Source organism: Aestuariimicrobium soli (assembly GCF_051192575.1).
Taxonomy (GTDB): domain Bacteria; phylum Actinomycetota; class Actinomycetes; order Propionibacteriales; family Propionibacteriaceae; genus Aestuariimicrobium; species Aestuariimicrobium soli.
This window is the reverse complement of record NZ_JBPJSQ010000003.1, coordinates 114,612-132,382: the sequence shown is the minus strand read 5'-3', so window position 1 is coordinate 132,382 and position 17,771 is coordinate 114,612. Positions and strand designations below refer to the sequence as shown.

The window sequence follows — 17,771 nt, the reverse complement described above, 5'->3', positions numbered from 1 at the left end:
CTGCGGGCAGGCCTCGCGGGTCAGGCTCGCTGGGTCAGCCTTGGATCAGGCCGGCACGCCGTACAGGGGCTGGTCGTTGACGATCAGCCTCGCCTTGATGGTGCGCCGCCGCGGCGGACCATCGGGGTTCTCGAGTCGCTCGAACAGCAGTTCGGCGCCGGCTCGTCCGACCGCGAAGGGATCGCTGTCGATCACCGAGACGCCGAACTGGGCCGCCAGGTCGAACGCGTCGAAGCCGACCATCGGCACCGGCCGGCGCGAGTAGACCTCCGACTGCAGCGCCCCCACCGTGAGCCGGTTGTTGTCGGAGAACAGGGCGGTCGGCGGCTCGTCCAGCGACAACAACTCCGAGGCGGCGCGTGCACTGTCCTCCTCGTTGCGCAGGTCACGACGGACGATGCTCTCATCGACCGAAAGGCCCGCCTCGGCCAGCGCATCGGCGTAGCCCTGCCACCGCTTGGGCACGCCGTCGCCGGCCTGGGGGTGCCCGAGGTAGCCGATCCGGCGATGCCCGCGCGAGATCAGGTGCGCCACTCCCGCGCGGCTGCTGGCGGTGTTGGTCGTGATCACCGAGTCGGCGCCGGTGCCCAGGGGGTTGGAGTCGACGAACACGATGGCCGACCCGAACTGGGTCTGGTCGCCGAGATAGCTGAAGTCGGTGCCCGTCGGGGCGATGATCAGGCCCGCGACGCGATGGGCCAGCAGCGACTCGATCGACCGGCGCTCCAGGTCGGGGTCACCCTGGGCGTCGGCGGAGATCACGAGGTGGCCCCGCCGGGCCGCGACGTCGTGGATGCCGCGCAACAGCGGCGGGAAGAAGGGGTTCGCGAGGTCACCCAACATGACGCCCAGGGTGCGCATCGACTGCCCCTGGCGGAGGCCTGCGGCGATGTCATTGCGCTGGAACCCGACCCGGCGCGCCTCGGCGAGAATGCGCTCGCGGGTGGCCTCCTTGACGGCTCCGGTGCCGGTCAGCGCCCGCGACACGGTCTTGATGCTGACCCCGGCGGCGTCGGCGACATCCTGCATGCGGGGTCGGACGAGTCGCGGCGCCTGTCCTTCGGTCATCATGGTGCACAGACTAGGGCTGGCGCCCGCATTGTCAACGTTGACACCAGCCCGCCGCCCCCGGCATCCCGCCCCGGACAGGCGGCGGGTCGGGAGGCGTCAGCGTCCGCGGAGCAACTCGGAGCGCAGGTCGGGGCGTTCCATGTCAGGGTCGAACGGGAACATCGGGCGCTCGATGCGGTGGTGACCCAGACGCAGCAGGTCCTGGTCGACACCGCCGGGGGTGAGCGCCATCATCCAGTCGGCGGCCATGTCGTAGAGCTCGGGTTCGAGGTAGCCGATCTTGACGATCACGATGCCGGCCGCGCGCGGGTCGAGCCCGAGAGCGGTGAAGTCCGACTCGTGGTGGTAGGGCTTGCGGCGCTCCGTGACGATCAGGTGCAGGTCGTCGACCTTGATCACCGCGACGGTGCCCGCGACGGGGTCGCCCTCGGTGATCGAGAACACCTCGCCCGCGATCGGCACCGGGCCCGCGGTGGTGGCGTCGACCCCGGCGCCGACCTCGAGGTCGACCCGGCCACCCACCCCGGCCGCGACACAGGCGGCCACGGCGGCCCGGTCGAACATCGAGGCGTGAATCACCGGGAAGCCCGCGGTGCGCACCGGATGCTTCAGCAACTGGTGCACCGTCCAGGTGACGTCGCCCGAGCCGCCGGCCGTCGGGTTGTCGCCGGAGTCGGAGATGAAGTACGGACGAGCCGCCTGCGGCGCCAGGGCCTGCTCGAGGCACACCTCAAGGGTGTCGGCGGGGGCGACGAACTGGAACTCGTCGTGGCGGTCCCAGATGAGGGCGGCCACCCGATCGGCCTCGCGCTGGCACAGCTCGGCATCGTCGCCGTAGACGACGACCGCGGCCTGACAACGGGGTTCGTCGGCCCAGGCGTAGCCGATCCAGTACGAGGCGTCGATCACCCCGTCGAGGGCCTCGATGCCCGGCAGCTCCTGGTAGATGCTGGTGGCGGGCTCGAGGCGGGTCGAGGTCTTCTCCCCGGGGAGCAGCACTGGCACCTGCACCCAGGCCTTGTACGGACGCCGGGCCTGGACGTCGGCCCCGACCGGCCCCAGCAGACGGTTGAGCAGCGAGCGGGCGAGGCGCTTGCGGGTGTTCGGGGCGTCCTCGTGGGGAGCCATGCGGTAGCAGGAGAGCAGGTCGACCTGGGTGGCCAGCGTGCGGGAGACGTTGCCGTGCAGGTCCATCGAGGCGCCGATGAGCACATCGTCGCCGACCACCTCACGGATGCGGGTGATCAGGTCACCCTCTGCGTCCTCGAGTCCCTCGACGCTCATCGCGCCGTGGATGTCGTACCAGAGGCCGTCGAGGGGGCCCGCCTCCCGCAATCCGTCGACGATCTCGTCGGCCATGCGCTCGTAGGTCTCGCGCACCACGGTGCCGCCGGGCAACGAGCGACCGCGGGCGATCGGGACCCACTCGGCCGCCTCCCGGAACGGGTGCCCGGGAGCCAGAAAGGGGTTGAGGCCGCTGAGCAGGTCCTCGCCGCGCCACATCGTGAAGGCCTCGTCGCCCGAGCGATGGGCCGAGAAGGTGCTCGACTCGATCGAGATTCCCGCGATCGCGATCCGCGGTCTGGCCAGCCCCCCCTCGTGCCGCTCGACGGTGTCAGGAACCCAGATCTCGCTCGCCAAAGTCATGGGCCGACTCTTGCAGCCACCCCCGAGGGTGTCCAGAAGTGACCACCGGAGCGCTCATCGGGCGTGAAACCCGCTGATCTGGGCCGCGAGTGTCCACTTCTGGACAGCGACGGCGGGGAAGGAGGCAAAGGGCCGGGATGGTGTGGGCAGGGATGGCAAGGGCTTGGCCGCGCTGGAGGGGCCGGGTGCGGTTGTGGACACCCCCGCTCCCGCACGACGAGGTGGACGGAGGCGCCGAGGGCCGCGAGGTCGAGGGCGGTGCGGCGGCCGAGCCCGGACGAGGCCCCGGTGACGGCGACGGCGTGGCCGCGCAGGGCGTCCGGAGCCGGGTCGGCGGGCCAGCCCGGCAGGCGCTTGCGGACCGCGAGCCCGACCGAGGTGAAACCGGGGGCGACGGTGCGGTCGAGGAGGGTGTCGACGACGCGGGAGGCCAGCGGCGGGTCGGTGGTCGGGTCGGTGCTCACATGAGCCTCCGCATCGCCTCGGTGGCCCCGCGGAGGTAGCGCTCGACGACCGCGCGCTCGTCGGGGGAGAGGGAGCCGTCGATCCGTGCCAGCCCCTCGAACATCGGCGCGAGCTGGCGGACGACCTCGAGCCGGCCGCTGTCCGTGATGACGACCGCCGTGCGGCGTCCGTCCTCGGGGTGGGGCCGTCGCTCGACGTGACCGCGGGCGACGAGCCGGTCGACGACCCCGGACGAGGCGGCCGAGGTCACCCCGAGGAGGCGGGCGAGCTCGACCGGGCCCAGGGGGCCGGCGGACAGGTGCCGCAGGGAGTGCAGCTCGGAGGTGGAGAGCCCGGCGCGGCGGGCCACCTCGTGGGGCATCTGGACGGCGACGTCGACGAGCTCCTGGAGCGCGTCGAGGGTCGACGACTCGGCCCACCCGGGGACGACCTCCGTGAGGGCCGGACTTGCTTCGCGTTTGCGATGCTGTGTAATATCACTCACCAACTTAGCAATCAGGTGAATCACCTGGTACGCCATCGTAGCAACGGAGGGCCACCCGTGGGACGTATCGCCGCTCTGATCACCCGCCGCTGGGTCGCGGGGGTCCTCGCCCTCGTCGCGCTCCTCGGCGCCGGCGCGGTCGTGGGCCTCGTCGGCCAGGCCACGAAGCCGGACGGCACGCTCACCGCGCTGCCGGTCGGCTCGGACAGCCTCGCCGCGGCCGAGCTGCGCCAGCAGCTGCCCGACGAGCAGGGCTCGGCGGCCGTCGTCCTCTTCTCCCGCGACGGCACCCTCACCGCCGCCGACAAGCAGGCGATCGAGGGGACGGCCCGGTCGCTGCCGGGGGCCACGGGGATGCCCCCGCAGTTCAGCGAGGACGGCACCGCTGCCGTCGTCGTCGTCCCCGTCGAGGCCGGCGACGCCGCCCGCACGGCCGACGTCGTCGAGCGGCTGCGCTCCGAGGCCCGCGCGAACTTGCCCGACGGCGTGAGCGCCCAGGTCACCGGCCCGGCCGCGATCCAGGCCGACCTCGCGAGTGTCTTCGACGGCGCGGACTTCCGGCTCCTCGCCGCGACCGCCTCGGTCGTCGCCCTCCTCCTCCTCGTCACGTACCGCAGCCCGTGGCTCTGGCTCGTGCCGCTCACCGTCGTCGGCGTGGCCGACCAGCTCGCCGCGGTCCTCGCGACCCGCACCCTCGCCGTCTTCGACGTCGCGTGGGACGAGTCGACGGTCGGCATCCTCTCCGTCCTCGTCTTCGGTGCGGGCACCGACTACGCCCTCCTCCTCATCTCGCGCTACCGCGACGAGCTGCGGGTCTTCGAGGACCGCCGCGAGGCGATGGCGCACGCCCTGCGTCGGACGACCGAGGCGGTCCTCTCGAGCGCCTCGACCGTCGTCCTGGGCCTGCTCCTCCTGCTCCTGTCGGCCTTCCCGGCCACCCGCGGCCTCGGCCTCGCGTGTGCCGTCGGCGTCGTCGTCGCGGCCGCCTTCGTCCTCGTCGTCCTGCCCGCCGCGCTCGTCGTCTTCGGCCGCTGGATCTTCTGGCCCAAGGTGCCGCGGGTCGGACAGACCGGTCTCGCCGACGGGCACTCGCTGTGGCGTCGGGTCGGGGACTTCGTCGCCCGTCGCCCGCTCGCCGTGGCCGCCGTCGTCGTCCTCCTCCTCGCCGGCGCGGCGTCGGGGGTCACCCAGATCAAGGCCGGCCTCGGGACCTCGGACCAGTTCCTCGACACCCCCGAGTCGATCGTCGCCCTCGACCGGTACGCGCAGTCCTATCCGGCCGGCTCCGTCGACCCCGTCGTCGTCATGACGAAGAGCGACCCCGACGAGGTCCTGAGCACCGTCACCGGCGTCGACGGGGTGGAGTCCGCGCGGGTCGTCGCGAGCGGCGGGGGCGTCACGGAGATCGACGCCGTCGTTGCCGGGTCGTCCGGCTCCGAGGAGTCCCGCGACGCCGTCCGTGCGGTCCGTGACGCCGTCCGCACCATCCCGTCGACCCACGTCGGCGGCACCGAGGCCGAGGCGATCGACAACGCCGACGCCTCCGCCCGCGACCGGGCGCTCATCCTGCCGCTCATCCTCGCGCTCGTCCTCCTCGCCCTCGGGGCCCTGCTCCGCAGCGTCGTGGCCCCCGTCGTGCTCGTCGCGACGGTCGTCGGGACCTACCTCGCGAGCCTCGGGGCGGCGTGGGTGCTCTTCACCCAGGTGCTCGGGTTCGACCGCCTGGACGAGGGGGTGCCGCTCCTCGCGTTCGTCTTCCTCGTGGCGCTCGGCGTCGACTACAACATCTTCCTCGTGACCCGGGCCTCCGAGGAGGCGAAGCGGCACGGACCGCGAGAGGGGATGCTCCGCGCGCTCGCCGCCACCGGTGGCGTCATCACGAGCGCCGGCGTCCTCCTCGCTGCGGTGTTCGCCGTCCTCGGGGTGCTGCCGCTCGTCGTCCTCGCCCAACTCGGCGTCGTCATCTGCATCGGTGTCCTCCTCGACACGCTCGTCGTCCGTACCCTCCTCGTGCCGGCCGCGGCCGTCCGTCTCGGAGACCGCTTCTGGTGGCCGCGCCGGGTCGGGCCGAGCGAGGGCTGAGGTCCGCGCGGGGAGGCCTCGGGCGCCGCTATCCTGACGCCCATAGGGGCGGCACCTGGGTGGCGAGGACGCGCGCGTCAGGGTGCCCTCGGGTGTCTCGGCGGGCCGAGAAGCACCGCACCACCGACGAGTCCCACGAGCAGGACGAGAGGGAGGACGCTCACGACCGCCCCCGCTCGAGCACCCGCCGTAGGTCGTCGGCCGCGGGTCCTTCGGTCACGCCGACCGCCCCGTGGCGCAGGGCGGTCCGGACCTCGACGAGACCGTCGGCCCCGGTCGTCGGCACCCCGACCTGCTCGACCCGCCGGAGCCCGTCGGCGGCCCGAGCGACGTGGACGACGGCACCGAGCGACGTGGACGACGGCACCGAGCGCGCCGCGCAGCTGCGCGTGGACCGCCTCGCGCGGCATCCCCGCGAGTGAGCCGAGCGCCTCGAGCCGGGCCGGGACCTCGGCCGGCCCGTTCGCGTGGACCGTGCCCGCGCCGCCCTCGTGACCGGTGTTGAGCGCGGCGAGCAGGTCTCGGACCTCGGGACCGCGCACCTCCCCCACGACGAGCCGGTCGGGACGCATCCGCAAGGCCTCGCGGACGAGCACAGCGAGCGACACCTCGCCGACCCCCTCGACGTTCGGCGTGCGCCCCTGGAGCCGGACGACGTGCGGATGATCGGGGTCGAGCTCACGGACGTCCTCGACGACGACGATCCGCTCGTGCGGCGGGCACTCCCCGAGCAGCGCGCCGAGGACCGTCGTCTTCCCCGCTCCGGTCCCACCCGTGACGAGGAACCCCACCCGAGCCCGGGACGAGCGCCCGCAGGACGTCCGCGACCTCCGGACCGACCGCGCCGAGGGCCTCGAGCGCGGCCACCCCGCCGGGCCGTCGCCGGGCGATGCGCAGGCTGAGATGAGGGCCGCCCTCGGCGAGGGGTGGCAGGACGGCGTGCAGCCGGACCCCGCCGGGCAGTGTGCCGTCGACCCACGGCTGTGCGTCGTCGAGCCGTCGCCCGGCGAGCCCGGCGAGCCGTGACGCGAGGGGCCGCAGCTCGTCCGCCGGGATGACGAGGGTCGTGGGCTCGACGCCCTGTCCGCGCTCGACCCAGACCCGGCCGTCCCCGTTGACGAGGACGTCGCACACCTCAGGGTCGGCGACGAGCGGGGCCAGGGGTCCGAGTCCGACGAGCCGGTCGGCCAGGGACGCGACCGCGAGCCTGCGGCCGTCCACCCCGAGCACCCCCTCGTCGTCGAGGACGCGGGCGATCCCCATGGGCGTCGGCCCCCGTCCCGCCCGGATCGAGCGGTCGACCGCGCGGCGGGCGCCGGCGGGAACGGCCGTCACGACGCCCGCCCGACGGACCGCGCGAGCATCGCCTCGAGGACGACGTCCGCGCACCGCCGCACGGCATCCCTCCCCGATCCCGGCCAGAGGCAGCGCTCCGCGGTCCGGCCGACCGCCGGGTCGTCGAGGAGATGATGCAGGTGGGCGACCCCGAGGTGGGCCTCGACGTCGTCGAGGACCGCCGCACCGGGACGAGGTCCTCGCGTCACGAGGCGGAGGTCGACGGGGTGCTCGACGCTCTCGACCGCGTCGACGAGCCGCTCGACGAGCGCGTCGGCATCCGCCAGGGCCCTCGTCGTGAGCCCGGCGAGGACGACGACGGTCGTCGCCGACGTCAGCGCGGTCGCGAGGTACGGAGAGGACCGCGGCACGTCGAGGACGACCGGATGGACCGACCCCGTGAGCGCGGCGCGGCCGTCCTGGACCGCCGCTGCCGGGACGTCGGGTGGGCCCGGCCCGCCGGCCGAGAGGACGTGGCAGCCGTGCTCGTGGGGCAACGACCCCGTCAACGTCCCGACGGGAACCGCGCCGCGCAGCTCCGCGAGGTCCGACCAGCGCCGTCCGACGAGGTGCTCGACCCCGGCCGTGACGTCGAGACCTCCCGACCCGAGGTCGAGGTCGACGACGACGCTCGCCGACCCCGTGGCCGCCCACCGACGGGCGACGGCGACTCCCCCGGCGGTCCGACTGCTCCCCACGAGGATGTCCAGCACTGACCACCAGAGCGCCCATCGGGCCAGAACCCTGCAGATTCGGCCCGCGAGTGGCCACTTCTGGACACGGCGAGCGAAGACGAGAGGCTGAGAAGGAGTGACTGGTCAGGGGGGCGGGTGAAGACGAGAGGCTGAGGAGGGAGGGGCTGGGCAGGGGCGTGTCGACATGGGTCCAGTTCTGGACACAGCCGACTGCCGCACCACCCTCAGCGACGCTCCGGCTTGACCCCCAGGCACAACCGCGCGTGCTCGGCCAGCTCCGGCGACAGCCGGGCCATGAACTCCCCCACGGTGCGCATGCCCTCGTCGCCGGCCTCGTCGAGCAGGTTGGCCATCTCGTCGGCGACCATGGCCGCCTGCGTCTGCACCGGCAGGTAGAGCCACGCCCGACCCTGCTGCTCGCGAGTCACCACACCCTTCTTCGCCAGCCGATCCAAGACGGTCATCACCGTGGTGTAGGCCAGCTCGCGATCGGTCTCGAGGGCCTCGTGAACCGAGCGCACACTCATCGGCTCACGCCCCGCCCACAGCACGCGCATCACCTTGTGCTCGAGCTCTCCCAGCACCGCCACGACCCCACCTCCTCACCGATTCCGCAATTACGACATGCAGTAGTAGATTGCCAGCATGGACGCTCAAGTGCTTGCCCGCTGGCAGTTCGGCATCACCACGGTCTACCACTTCTTCTTCGTGCCGATCACGATTGCGCTGTCGATGCTCGTCGCGGTCATGCAGACGGTCTGGTACCGAACCGGGAACGAACGCTACTTGCGGTTGACCAAGTTCTACGGCAAGTTGTTCCTGATCAACTTCGCGATCGGCGTGGTCACGGGCATCGTGCAGGAGTTCCAGTTCGGCATGAACTGGTCGGAATACTCCCGCTTCGTCGGCGACGTCTTCGGCGCCCCGCTGGCACTCGAGGCCCTGCTCGCGTTCTTCCTCGAGTCCACCTTCCTCGGCCTGTGGATCTTCGGCTGGGACAAGCTGCCCAAGAAACTGCACCTGATGACGATCTACGCTGTCGCCGTCGGCACCATGCTGTCGGCCGTGTTCATCCTCGCCGCCAACTCGTGGATGCAGAACCCCGTCGGCGCCACCTTCCGCAATGGCCGCGCCGAACTCACCGACTTCGGGGCCGTGCTCACCAACCCCGTCTTCCTGGCCACCTTCCCCCACCAGATCTCGGCCTCCTACATGGTCGCCGGCGCACTGGTCGCGGGCATCGCCGGCTGGCACCTGTCGAAGCTGCACGGCCGGGACGACGACCAGACCTCCGGCAAGGGTGACGCCGCCACCTGGCGCTGGGCCGCCCGTTTCGGCGCCGGCGTGTTGCTGGCCGCCTCGCTGGTCGTGATGGCCTCCGGTGACTTCCAGGGCAAGGTGATGACCCAGGTGCAGCCCATGAAGATGGCCGCCGCCGAGGCCCACTACAACACCGCCGACGGCTCCAACTTCTCGGTGCTCAGCGTCGGCAACCTCGAGGGCACGCAGGCCAAGCACCTCATCCAGGTGCCCGGCCTGCTCGGCTACCTCGCCAACGGCCACTGGGGCTCCCAGGTCAAGGGCATCAACGACATCAACGCCGAGTTCACCGCCAAGGGCTACTTCGCCGACGACGGCACCCAGACCGCCCTGCAGCAGACCTACGCGGCCGAACTCGCCAAGGCCGGCATCACCGACATCAGCCCCAACGTTCCCGTCAGCTACTGGACCTTCCGCCTGATGATGGGCCTCGGGTTCGCCGGCATCGCGGGCGGCCTGTGGATCCTGTGGGCCACCCGCAAGGGCCGCACCCCTCGTCCGACGAAAATCTGGCTGCTCGCGATGGCCGTGCTGCCGTTCCTGCCGCTGTTCGCCAACTCGTTCGGCTGGGTGTTCACCGAGATGGGACGACAGCCGTGGCTCGTCGCCGGCGTGATGCCGACCCTCGCGGGGGTCTCGCCCGGGGTCAGCGCCGGTGCAGTGCTGTTCTCGATGATCACCTACACCGTCGTCTACGGCGCCCTCGGGGTGCTCGAGGTCGGGTTGTTCATGAAGTACCTGAAGCTGGGCCTGCCGGACGTGGCCCCCGTCGAGGTCATCGAGGACGAGGACGCTCCCTTGTCCTTCGCCTACTGAGGAGTTCTGGCCATGTTCACCGTGCTCGAGACCGCCGCCCACTCCTCGCTCACCCCGATCTGGTTCGTGCTGATCGCCGTGCTGTGGGTCGGCTTCTTCTTCCTCGAAGGGTTCGACTTCGGGGTGGCCATGCTGCTGCCCGTGCTGGGCCGCAGCGACCGTCGCCGCCGGGTGATGGTCAACACCATCGGCCCCACCTGGGACGGCAACGAGGTCTGGTTGCTCACCGCTGGCGGAGCCATGTTCGCCGCCTTCCCGGGGTGGTACTCGACCCTGTTCTCGGGGTTGTACCTGCCGCTGCTGCTGGTGCTGGTCGGCCTGATCATTCGCGGGGTCGCGTTCGAGTACCGCTCGAAGAAGCCCGAGCAGAGCCACCGCAACCTGATGGACGCGATGGCCACCACCGGCTCGTTCATCGCCGCCCTGGTGCTCGGCATCGGCTTCGCCAACTTCCTCAAGGGCCTCGTGGTCGAGGGCAACCCGCCCCTGGTGACGACCGGCTTCTGGGCATTGTTCAGCCCGTTCGCGCTGCTCGGTGGAGTGCTGTTCGTGGTGCTCTTCTGCGCCCACGGGGCCGTCTTCGTCGCCCTCAAGACCAAGGGTGAGGTGCACGACGACGCCCGTCGGCTGGCCGTGCGCCTGGCGCTGGTCGCGGCCGTGCTGATGCTCGGTTGGGCGTCGTGGTTCAACCTCGCGTACGGCCCCGCCGACACCGCCGCCCACGCGGTCACCTGGGTGCTCGGACTGCTCGCCGCCGTCGCGGTGGCCGCGGCTGCCTGGTTCACCCGCGCCGAGCGCGGCGGGTGGGCGTTCGTGTCGACCGGAGTCGGGGTGATCGCCATGGTGGTGGCCATGTTCGTGAAGATGTACGGCAACCTCGGCTTCATCAGCCGAGGCGAGCCGGGGCTCGACATGTGGTCGGCCTCGTCCTCGCCGTACACGCTCAAGATCATGACCATCGCCGCCGCGATCTTCGTGCCGGTGGTGCTGTGCTACCAGGCCTGGTCGTACTGGGTGTTCCGCAAGCGGATCAGCGTGAAGAACCTGCCCGTGGAGCCCGCGGACGCCTCGGCCCCGGCGGCGCACGCCTAGTCTGGGACCCGTGCCAGATCCCGGGAGCGAGCCCCCACGCTCCGAGCGTCGGACCCGATCGCGAACCGGGCCGATCCACCCCCGACTGCTGCAACGCGCCCGGGCCACTCGTCCGTTCCTCGCGGCCGGCGTCGGCGTCGGGGTGGCGACGGCGCTACTGGCCGTGGCGCAGGCCTGGCTGCTGGCCCACGTGATCGTCGGCATCTTCCACGAGCGCCGGGTGGATCCGTTCGTGGGGTCGATCGTCGCGCTGGCGGCTGTCTTCGTCGGACGAGCCCTGCTCGCCTGGGCCAACCAACTCGTGGCCCATCGGGCGGCCGCCAGCGTGAAGTCCCAACTGCGGCGCGACGTGCTGCGCGCGCGGCTGAGGCGACCCACGGGTGACCAGGCGTCGTCCGCCACGCTGGTGCATGTGGTCACCGACGGGCTCGACGCGCTCGACGGTTACTACGCGAAATACCTGCCGCAGCTGGCGTTGGCGCTGGTGGTGCCGCTGATCGTGGGCGCAGCGATTCTGTGGGCGGACTGGCAGTCGGCGCTGATCGTGGCGTTCACGCTGCCACTGATCCCGGTGTTCATGGCCCTGATCGGGTGGACGACCCAGCAGGCCGTCGCGCGGCGGTTCAGGGTGGCCGACCGCCTGGCCAACCACTTCGCCGACCTGATCGAGGGGCTGCCGACGCTGCAGGCGTTCGGACGGGCGCGCGCCCAGGCCCGCGGGGTCGAGCTCACCGAGGACGCCAACCGGCGCGAGACCATGCGCACCCTCTACGTGTCGTTCCTGTCGGCGTTCGCGCTCGAGCTGTTGGCGAACCTGTCGGTGGCCGTGGTCGCGGTGACCGTCGGCTTCCGGCTGGTGTTCGGGCACGTCGGCTTCGAGACCGCCCTGTTCGTGCTGATCCTGGCCCCGGAGGCCTTCCTGCCCGTGCGTCAGGTGGGCGTGCACTTCCATGACTCCGCCGACGGCGTCGCGGCAGCGGACGAGGCCTTCGCCATCATCGACGCCGGCGGTGAGGCGGGCGGCTCGGCGCCGGCACCCGACCTCGCGACCGCCGCAGTGCTCGTGGAGGGAGCCACGTACAGCCACCCCGGATCGTCGCGCACGGCGCTGGCTCCGGTCTCGTTCCGCGTCGATCCCGGTGCGGTGGTGGCGCTGCGCGCGCCGTCGGGGGGTGGCAAGACGACGCTGCTCAGGTTGCTGCTCGGGTTCGAGCGGCCCACGTCGGGATCGGTCAGCGTGAGCATGGGGACTGGGGAGTCTGGGGCTGAGTCAGAGCGGCGCGAGATCGTCGACCTCGATCGTGACCAGTGGCTGGCGCAGGTCGCCTTCGTCGCGCAGCACCCGGGCATGGTCTCGGGCAGCATCGCCGACAACGTGCGGCTGGGAGCCCCGGAGATCTCGGGCGACCAGGTCATCGAGGTGCTGACGGCCGTCGCCGCCGAGGTCGACCCCTTCCGCTCCGTCGGCGACGACGGTGAAGGGCTGTCGGCGGGTGAGCGCCGGCGCGTGGCCCTGGCTCGGGCGTTGGCCCGGGTGCGGTTCGGCCACGCCCGATTGCTGGTGCTCGACGAGCCGACGGCCGGGCTCGACGCCGACACCGAGGCGCGGGTGGTGGCCACGGTGGCCGAGGCGGGCGCCTCGGTGGTGCTGGTCTCGCACCGGCCCGCGGTGATGGCGCTGGCCGACACCGTCGTCGACCTCGGGGGTGAGCGATGACCGAGCTCTCGTCCAAAAATGGCCACTCGCGGGCTGACTCGCCCGAAAATCGGCCCACTCGGCCCTCCAGCGACCATTTCTGGACACGCCCCGACTCTCCCCGGCGCCAGCGGGTGCGGGCGAGTCTCGCGCTGGGCCGCGAGGTGATGGCGGCGGTCAGGCACGGCCACTGGCGACTGTTGGGGGCGATCCTGCTGGCGGGGGCCGCCTCGGGTGCCTCGGTGGCCCTGATGGGGGTGAGCGGCTGGCTGATCTCGCGGGCTGCGGAGGCTCCGCCGGTGCTCTACCTGCAGGCCGCGGCCGTGGGCGTGCGCTTCTTCGGCATCAGCCGGGGCTTCTTCCGCTACCTCGAGCGGCTCGTCGGGCACGATCTGGCGCTGCGCATGCAGGCCGCCCTGCGTGTGCGCACCTACGACACCCTCGCCCGCACCACCCTGATCGGGCGCCGCCGCGGCGACCTCCTGGCCCGCGTGATCTCCGACGTGCAGGCGATCCAGGACCTCGTCGTGCGTGTGGTCATCCCCTTCTGTTCCGCCTCGCTGGTGGTGGTCGGCACCACCGTCATGCTCGCCCGCTTCTCCCCCGGTTCGGCAGCGGTGCTGTTGCTCAGCTGCCTGCTCGCCGGCGTGCTCGCTCCCCTGCTCACCCAGCGTGCGAGCCTGCGTCACGACAGCGCCGCTGTGCCGGCTCGCGGGGCCCTCGCCTCGGAGGTACTCGAGCTGGCCCGCGCCGGCCAGGACCTGGTCGCCAACGGTGCCGCCGACGACCGCATCGCCCGAGCCCTGGCCCACGACGAGGACCTGCGCCGCATCGAGAGCCGCGCCGCCTGGGTGCGCGGCCTGGCGACCGGCGGGCAGGTGCTCGCCTCCGGCGTCGCCGTGATCGCGGCACTGTGGATCGGCGGCCACGCAGTCGCGGCCGGCACCATGGGGCCGCGCCTGCTCGCCGTCGTCGCGCTGACCCCGCTGGCGATGCACGAGGTGCTCAGCACCTTCACCCAGGCCGCGCAGACCTTCACCCGCAGCCAGATCGCCCTCTCCCGCCTGGCCCAGACATTGGACGAGCCGCCAGTCGGCTCCGGTGACGCCCGTCGTGAGGCCTCCGCCGATCCCGGGTTGCGGCTGAGCTCGGTCACCGCCGGGTGGCCGGGCGGGGCGCCGGTGGTCCGAGACCTCGACCTGTCGGTGGCTCCCGGGGAACGGGTGGCGCTGGTGGGGCGGTCGGGGATCGGGAAGACGACGGTGGCCGCGACGGTGATGGGGATGATTCCCGCCCTCGATGGCGAGGCCGTCTCGGCCGGTCGGGTGGGCTACCTCGCCCAGAACGCGCACATCTTCCGCACGACGGTCAGCGAGAACGTGCGCATCGGCGACCGCCAGGCCACCGACGCGCAGGTGCGGGACGCCTTGGCCCGCGCCGGGCTCGACCTCGACCCCGAGCGCGTGATCGGTGAGGCGGGCGCGACCCTGTCGGGCGGCGAGGCGAGGCGGCTGGCGCTGGCCCGGCTGCTGGTCGGCACCCACGATCTGTGGATTCTCGACGAGCCCACCGAGCACCTCGACCACGAGACGGCTGCCGCCCTGATGACCGACGTGTGGGCGTCCGCCGGTGACAGCCCCGTGCTGGTGATCACCCACGACGCCGACGTGATGGCCGCCTGTTCGCGGGTGGTCAGGCTGGGGTGAGGGTTCCTCAGGCCTGGCGCTCGTAGCCAGCGGCGTCGACGGGGTGCACCAGCGGCTGCCCCGTGACGACGCGAATCGCCTCATCGATGGCCCCTCGTCCGAGCAACCCGAACTCGGTTCCCTGCGACCCGGCGATGTGCGGGGTCAGGAAGACGTTCGGCAGCTCCCACAGCGGCGAGTCGGCCTCGGGGGGCTCCGGCCAGGTGACGTCGAGCACGGCGTCGAAGCGACCGGTCTGCAGCTCGGCCACCAGGGCTGGCTCGTCGACCACCGCGCCGCGGGAGGTGTTGATGAAGTGGGAGCCGTCGGGCAGCGCGGCCAGCACCTCGGCCGAGACGAGTCCCTCGGTGGAGGGCAGCCAGGGGGCGTGCACCGAGAAGACCTCGCTCCAGCGCGCCAACTCGACGAGGTCGTCGAACTTCGTGGCCCCCAGCTCGGCCGCCTCGTCTGCGGTGACGTAGGGGTCGTAGAGCCCCAGTTCGACCTCGAGGGGACGCAGCTTGGCGAGCACGCCTCGTCCAATTCTGGACGCGCCGACGATCGCGACCCGGCGGAAGGGCACCCCGTCGGCGCCCCAGGAACGGGCATCGGAGGTGTCGGTGCGGTGCTCGCGGAACTTCTCGCGCAGCACGAACGCGTTCTTCAGGGCGAGGATCACCACGGCGAGGGTGAAGTCGACCACCGGCAGCGCGTTGGTGTCGGACTGGCAGGAGGCGATGAACCCGTCGCGGCGGTAGCAGTCAGGGTCGAGCACGGCCCGCAGGCTGCCAGCCGAGTGCACCAGCGTGGTCAGCCGTGGGGCGGAGTCGAGCAGCTCGGGGGTCAGGCGTCCGGTGCCCCAGCCGGTGACCAGCACGATGGCCTCGGCGAGTTCGGCGGCGCTCAGGGTGCCGGGGTCGGCGGCGAGCCGCACGTCGGCGACGGCCTGCAGGCGCTCCAGTTCGCCGCGGCCGAAGAAGGGCTCTCGCAGGTGCTCATGGACGGCCAGCAGGACGACGGGTGCGCTCATGGCTCCAGTCTGGCGCGGGTCCGGGGCGGTGAAAGCGCTTTCCCAGTAGTTGAGCGTCGGTTGGGCGGGGCGTTGGGCGGGTCTCCGGGGCAGGGTGTGTCGGGTGCCGCTTCCGATCGTGGGTGCCGAATGTCCAGAAATGGCCTCTCGGTGGCCGAATCGACCGCTTTCAGTGCCACCACCCCCGCGAGTGGCCATTTTTGGACGCGAGCGCCGTCAGCCCACCAGCAGCACGTGCAGCCGGCGCGGACCGTGCACGCCCTCGACGCGGTCGAGCTCGATGTCCGAGGTGGCCGATCCACCCGAGATCCACGTGATCGGACGACCGGCAGCCGCCGAGGCGTGCAGCCGTGCCACGGCCTCGGGAATGTCCGAGACCACCGAGTCCACTGCCACGACGCAGACATGAATGTCGGGCACCAGCGAGATGGCCCGCCGACCCTGACCGACCCCGTGATCGAGGCAGATGGTTCCCGTCTCGGCCGACGACACCAGCGAGGCGGTGACCACCGCGTCGATGCCGTCGAGTTCGCGCGCCGTCAGCTGCCCGTGATCGGGCACCACCATCAGCCCCCGCACCTCCGACAGCCAGGACTCGTCCAGGTCGTGCGGCACCACCACCGACCGGGCGCCAGCGTCGGTCAGGGCGGCGGCCATGGCGCCGGGCAGGTCGTCGGGAGCGACCCGGGTGAGCCGGGCGCCGTACTCGTCGATGTTCTCGGCGAACGTGTCGATCACCGACGCGAGCGGAGTGGCCCGACCGTACTGCCAGTCCACCTGGCGCTGCTCGTCGGCGGGAACGTCGGTGAGGGCCGCGCGCACCCGGCCCAGAATGTCGTCGCGGGCACTCATCGCCCACCCCCTTCTCGCCGGTTGTGCTGCCACCAGTCCCGGAAGGTCTGCTTCGGCGGCGCCACCATGTCTCGCTCGCGGAACCACGCCGCGCCCAGCCAGGGCAGTCGCGGCATCGAGGGCCGACGGAGGATCGCCAGCCCTCGTCCGAGCAGTTCGGCGCCGAACTGGGCGACCCCCAGCAGCCGGGAGGAGGCCATCGTCCGCGCGACGGCGTCGAAGGCGACCGACTCGGCCGTGGGGTGCTGGGCGGTCTTGTGCTCGACGACCTTGCCGCGCAGGTGCACGAGGATGTCGGAGATCGGGATCTTGACGGGACAGACGTCGTTGCAGGCCCCGCACAGCGACGACGCGAACGGCAGCGCCTGGTCGACGGGCGAGTCGAGGCCGCGCAGCTGCGGGGTCAGGATCGCTCCGATCGGGCCGGGGTAGACCGATCCGTAGGTCTGCCCGCCGACCCGCTCGTAGACGGGGCACACGTTCAGGCAGGCGGAACAGCGGATGCAGCGCAGCGCGTCGCGCCCGACCTCGTCGGCGAGGGCGTTGGTGCGGCCGTTGTCGAGTAGCACCACGTGCCGCGTGCGCGGGCCGTCACCGCTGGTCACGCCAGTGATCAGCGAGGTGTAGGGGTTCATCCGCTCGCCCGTGGACGAGCGCGGCAGCAGGCGCAGCATCACCTCGAGGTCGGCGAAGGTCGGGATCACCTTCTCGATGCCCACCACCGAGATCAGCGTCTCGGGCAGGGTCAGGCACATGCGTCCGTTGCCCTCGGACTCGACGATCACCAGGGTGCCGGTCTCGGCGACGATGAAGTTGCCGCCCGAGATGCCGACCTTGGCGCGCAGGAACTTCTCGCGCAGGTGCAGGCGCGCCGCCTCGGCCAGTTCGGCCGGCTCGTCGGTGAGCCCCTCGGGGGCGGGTCGGCCCCAGCGACCCATCTCGGCGGTGAAGATGTCGCGCACCTCGGTGCGGTTGCGGTGGATCGCCGGCACCAGGATGTGGCTGGGACGATCGTGGCCCAGCTGCACGATCAGCTCGGCCAGGTCGGTCTCCCAGGCGGCGATGCCCGCCTCTTCGAGGGCCTCGTTGAGCTCGATCTCCTGGGTGACCATCGACTTGATCTTGATCACCTCCGTCGCCTGCTCGGCCCTGACCAGGTCGGTCACGATCAGGTTGGCCTCGGCGGCATCGCGGGCCCAGTGCACCTGCACGCCCGAGGCGGTCATCGCCTGCTCTGCCTGCTCGAGCAGCCGGTCGAGGTTGCGCAGGGCTCCGTCGCGAATCTGGGCGCCGGCCGTGCGCAGGTCTTCCCAGTTCGAGATCTCGGACGCGCGCACCGCCCGCTTGGCCCGGATGGTGCGCGTGGCCTGGGCGAGGTTGGTGCGCAGGGTGGTGTTGGCCAGCGCCTCGGGGGCGGCCTTCGGGAAGGGCGGCATGCCGAGGAAAGCGGGCGCCTCGGGTGCCGGGGTCAGGCGGGTCACTGGGTCAACTCCTTCACTGG

The 17,771-nt window shown here is 71.9% G+C and carries 15 protein-coding genes and 1 pseudogene; 5 read left to right on the top strand and 11 right to left on the bottom strand.

Annotated elements, in window-relative coordinates:
- Window positions 1-45: 45 nt before the first annotated feature.
- The 3 genes from ACSDQ9_RS04355 to ACSDQ9_RS04345 all read right to left on the bottom strand — a co-directional run bounded on the left by ACSDQ9_RS04355 (window position 46) and on the right by ACSDQ9_RS04345 (window position 3,703).
- The gene (locus ACSDQ9_RS04355) at window positions 46-1,071 is read right to left on the bottom strand and encodes a LacI family DNA-binding transcriptional regulator (RefSeq protein WP_435144087.1); all 1,026 of its coding nucleotides are present in this window, start codon (window positions 1,069-1,071) and stop codon (window positions 46-48) included.
- A gap of 96 nt (window positions 1,072-1,167) precedes the next feature.
- Entirely contained in the window at window positions 1,168-2,718 is a 1,551-nt protein-coding gene (locus tag ACSDQ9_RS04350) for a M81 family metallopeptidase (RefSeq protein WP_435144085.1), read from the bottom strand.
- A gap of 460 nt (window positions 2,719-3,178) precedes the next feature.
- Window positions 3,179-3,703: a MarR family winged helix-turn-helix transcriptional regulator gene (locus ACSDQ9_RS04345; protein ID WP_435144083.1), complete on the bottom strand. Its 525-nt coding sequence runs from the start codon at window positions 3,701-3,703 to the stop codon at window positions 3,179-3,181.
- Window positions 3,704-3,724: 21 nt separating this feature from the next.
- Here ACSDQ9_RS04345 and ACSDQ9_RS04340 point away from each other — a divergent pair, with 21 nt between their 5' ends.
- On the top strand, window positions 3,725-5,749 hold the full coding sequence (locus ACSDQ9_RS04340) for an MMPL family transporter (protein WP_435144081.1): 2,025 nt from the start codon (window positions 3,725-3,727) through the stop codon (window positions 5,747-5,749).
- Between the two features lie 160 nt (window positions 5,750-5,909).
- Here the strand turns inward: ACSDQ9_RS04340 and ACSDQ9_RS04335 are convergent, their stop codons facing one another.
- The 5 genes and pseudogenes from ACSDQ9_RS04335 to ACSDQ9_RS04315 all read right to left on the bottom strand — a co-directional run bounded on the left by ACSDQ9_RS04335 (window position 5,910) and on the right by ACSDQ9_RS04315 (window position 8,369).
- Entirely contained in the window at window positions 5,910-6,116 is a 207-nt protein-coding gene (locus tag ACSDQ9_RS04335; RefSeq protein ID WP_435144954.1) for a hypothetical protein, read from the bottom strand.
- 31 nt (window positions 6,117-6,147) lie between these two features.
- Window positions 6,148-6,540, bottom strand: a pseudogene (locus ACSDQ9_RS04330) (ATPase, T2SS/T4P/T4SS family); the annotation flags it as partial.
- Entirely contained in the window at window positions 6,428-7,084 is a 657-nt protein-coding gene (locus ACSDQ9_RS04325) for a hypothetical protein (protein WP_435144951.1), read from the bottom strand. The pseudogene ACSDQ9_RS04330 and the gene ACSDQ9_RS04325, both read right to left, overlap by 113 nt.
- Window positions 7,081-7,797, bottom strand: a complete 717-nt coding sequence (locus tag ACSDQ9_RS04320; RefSeq protein WP_435144080.1) for a CpaE-like family protein — start codon at window positions 7,795-7,797, stop codon at window positions 7,081-7,083. The genes ACSDQ9_RS04325 and ACSDQ9_RS04320 overlap by 4 nt, the downstream gene beginning before the upstream one ends.
- A gap of 206 nt (window positions 7,798-8,003) precedes the next feature.
- Window positions 8,004-8,369 carry a BlaI/MecI/CopY family transcriptional regulator gene (locus ACSDQ9_RS04315; RefSeq protein ID WP_435144078.1) on the bottom strand — a complete coding sequence of 122 codons (366 nt, stop codon included), beginning with the start codon at window positions 8,367-8,369 and terminating at the stop codon, window positions 8,004-8,006.
- Between the two features lie 55 nt (window positions 8,370-8,424).
- On the opposite strand from ACSDQ9_RS04315, the gene ACSDQ9_RS04310 reads away from it, so the two are divergent.
- The 4 genes from ACSDQ9_RS04310 (at window position 8,425) to cydC (ending at window position 14,409) form a co-directional block, all read left to right on the top strand.
- Complete coding sequence (locus ACSDQ9_RS04310) at window positions 8,425-9,915, top strand: cytochrome ubiquinol oxidase subunit I (RefSeq protein ID WP_435144075.1); 1,491 nt, start codon at window positions 8,425-8,427, stop codon at window positions 9,913-9,915.
- Window positions 9,916-9,927: 12 nt separating this feature from the next.
- Window positions 9,928-11,007 (top strand): cytochrome d ubiquinol oxidase subunit II, encoded by a 1,080-nt coding sequence (cydB, locus tag ACSDQ9_RS04305; protein WP_435144072.1) that lies wholly within the window; start codon window positions 9,928-9,930, stop codon window positions 11,005-11,007.
- Between the two features lie 88 nt (window positions 11,008-11,095).
- Window positions 11,096-12,724: a thiol reductant ABC exporter subunit CydD gene (gene cydD / locus ACSDQ9_RS04300; RefSeq protein ID WP_435144918.1), complete on the top strand. Its 1,629-nt coding sequence runs from the start codon at window positions 11,096-11,098 to the stop codon at window positions 12,722-12,724.
- A 146-nt stretch (window positions 12,725-12,870) separates the two neighbouring features.
- Window positions 12,871-14,409: a thiol reductant ABC exporter subunit CydC gene (gene cydC, locus ACSDQ9_RS04295; protein ID WP_435144916.1), complete on the top strand. Its 1,539-nt coding sequence runs from the start codon at window positions 12,871-12,873 to the stop codon at window positions 14,407-14,409.
- 7 nt (window positions 14,410-14,416) lie between these two features.
- Here the strand turns inward: cydC and ACSDQ9_RS04290 are convergent, their stop codons facing one another.
- From ACSDQ9_RS04290 to ACSDQ9_RS04280, 3 genes are all read right to left on the bottom strand, one after another.
- Window positions 14,417-15,418 (bottom strand): hydroxyacid dehydrogenase, encoded by a 1,002-nt coding sequence (locus tag ACSDQ9_RS04290; protein WP_435144070.1) that lies wholly within the window; start codon window positions 15,416-15,418, stop codon window positions 14,417-14,419.
- A 216-nt stretch (window positions 15,419-15,634) separates the two neighbouring features.
- Window positions 15,635-16,270 carry a LutC/YkgG family protein gene (locus tag ACSDQ9_RS04285; protein ID WP_435144068.1) on the bottom strand — a complete coding sequence of 212 codons (636 nt, stop codon included), beginning with the start codon at window positions 16,268-16,270 and terminating at the stop codon, window positions 15,635-15,637.
- A complete protein-coding gene (locus ACSDQ9_RS04280; RefSeq protein ID WP_435144914.1) occupies window positions 16,267-17,706 on the bottom strand; it encodes a LutB/LldF family L-lactate oxidation iron-sulfur protein in 1,440 nt (479 codons plus the stop codon). Before ACSDQ9_RS04280 ends, ACSDQ9_RS04285 begins: the two co-directional genes overlap by 4 nt.
- Between the last annotated feature and the right edge of the window lie 65 nt (window positions 17,707-17,771).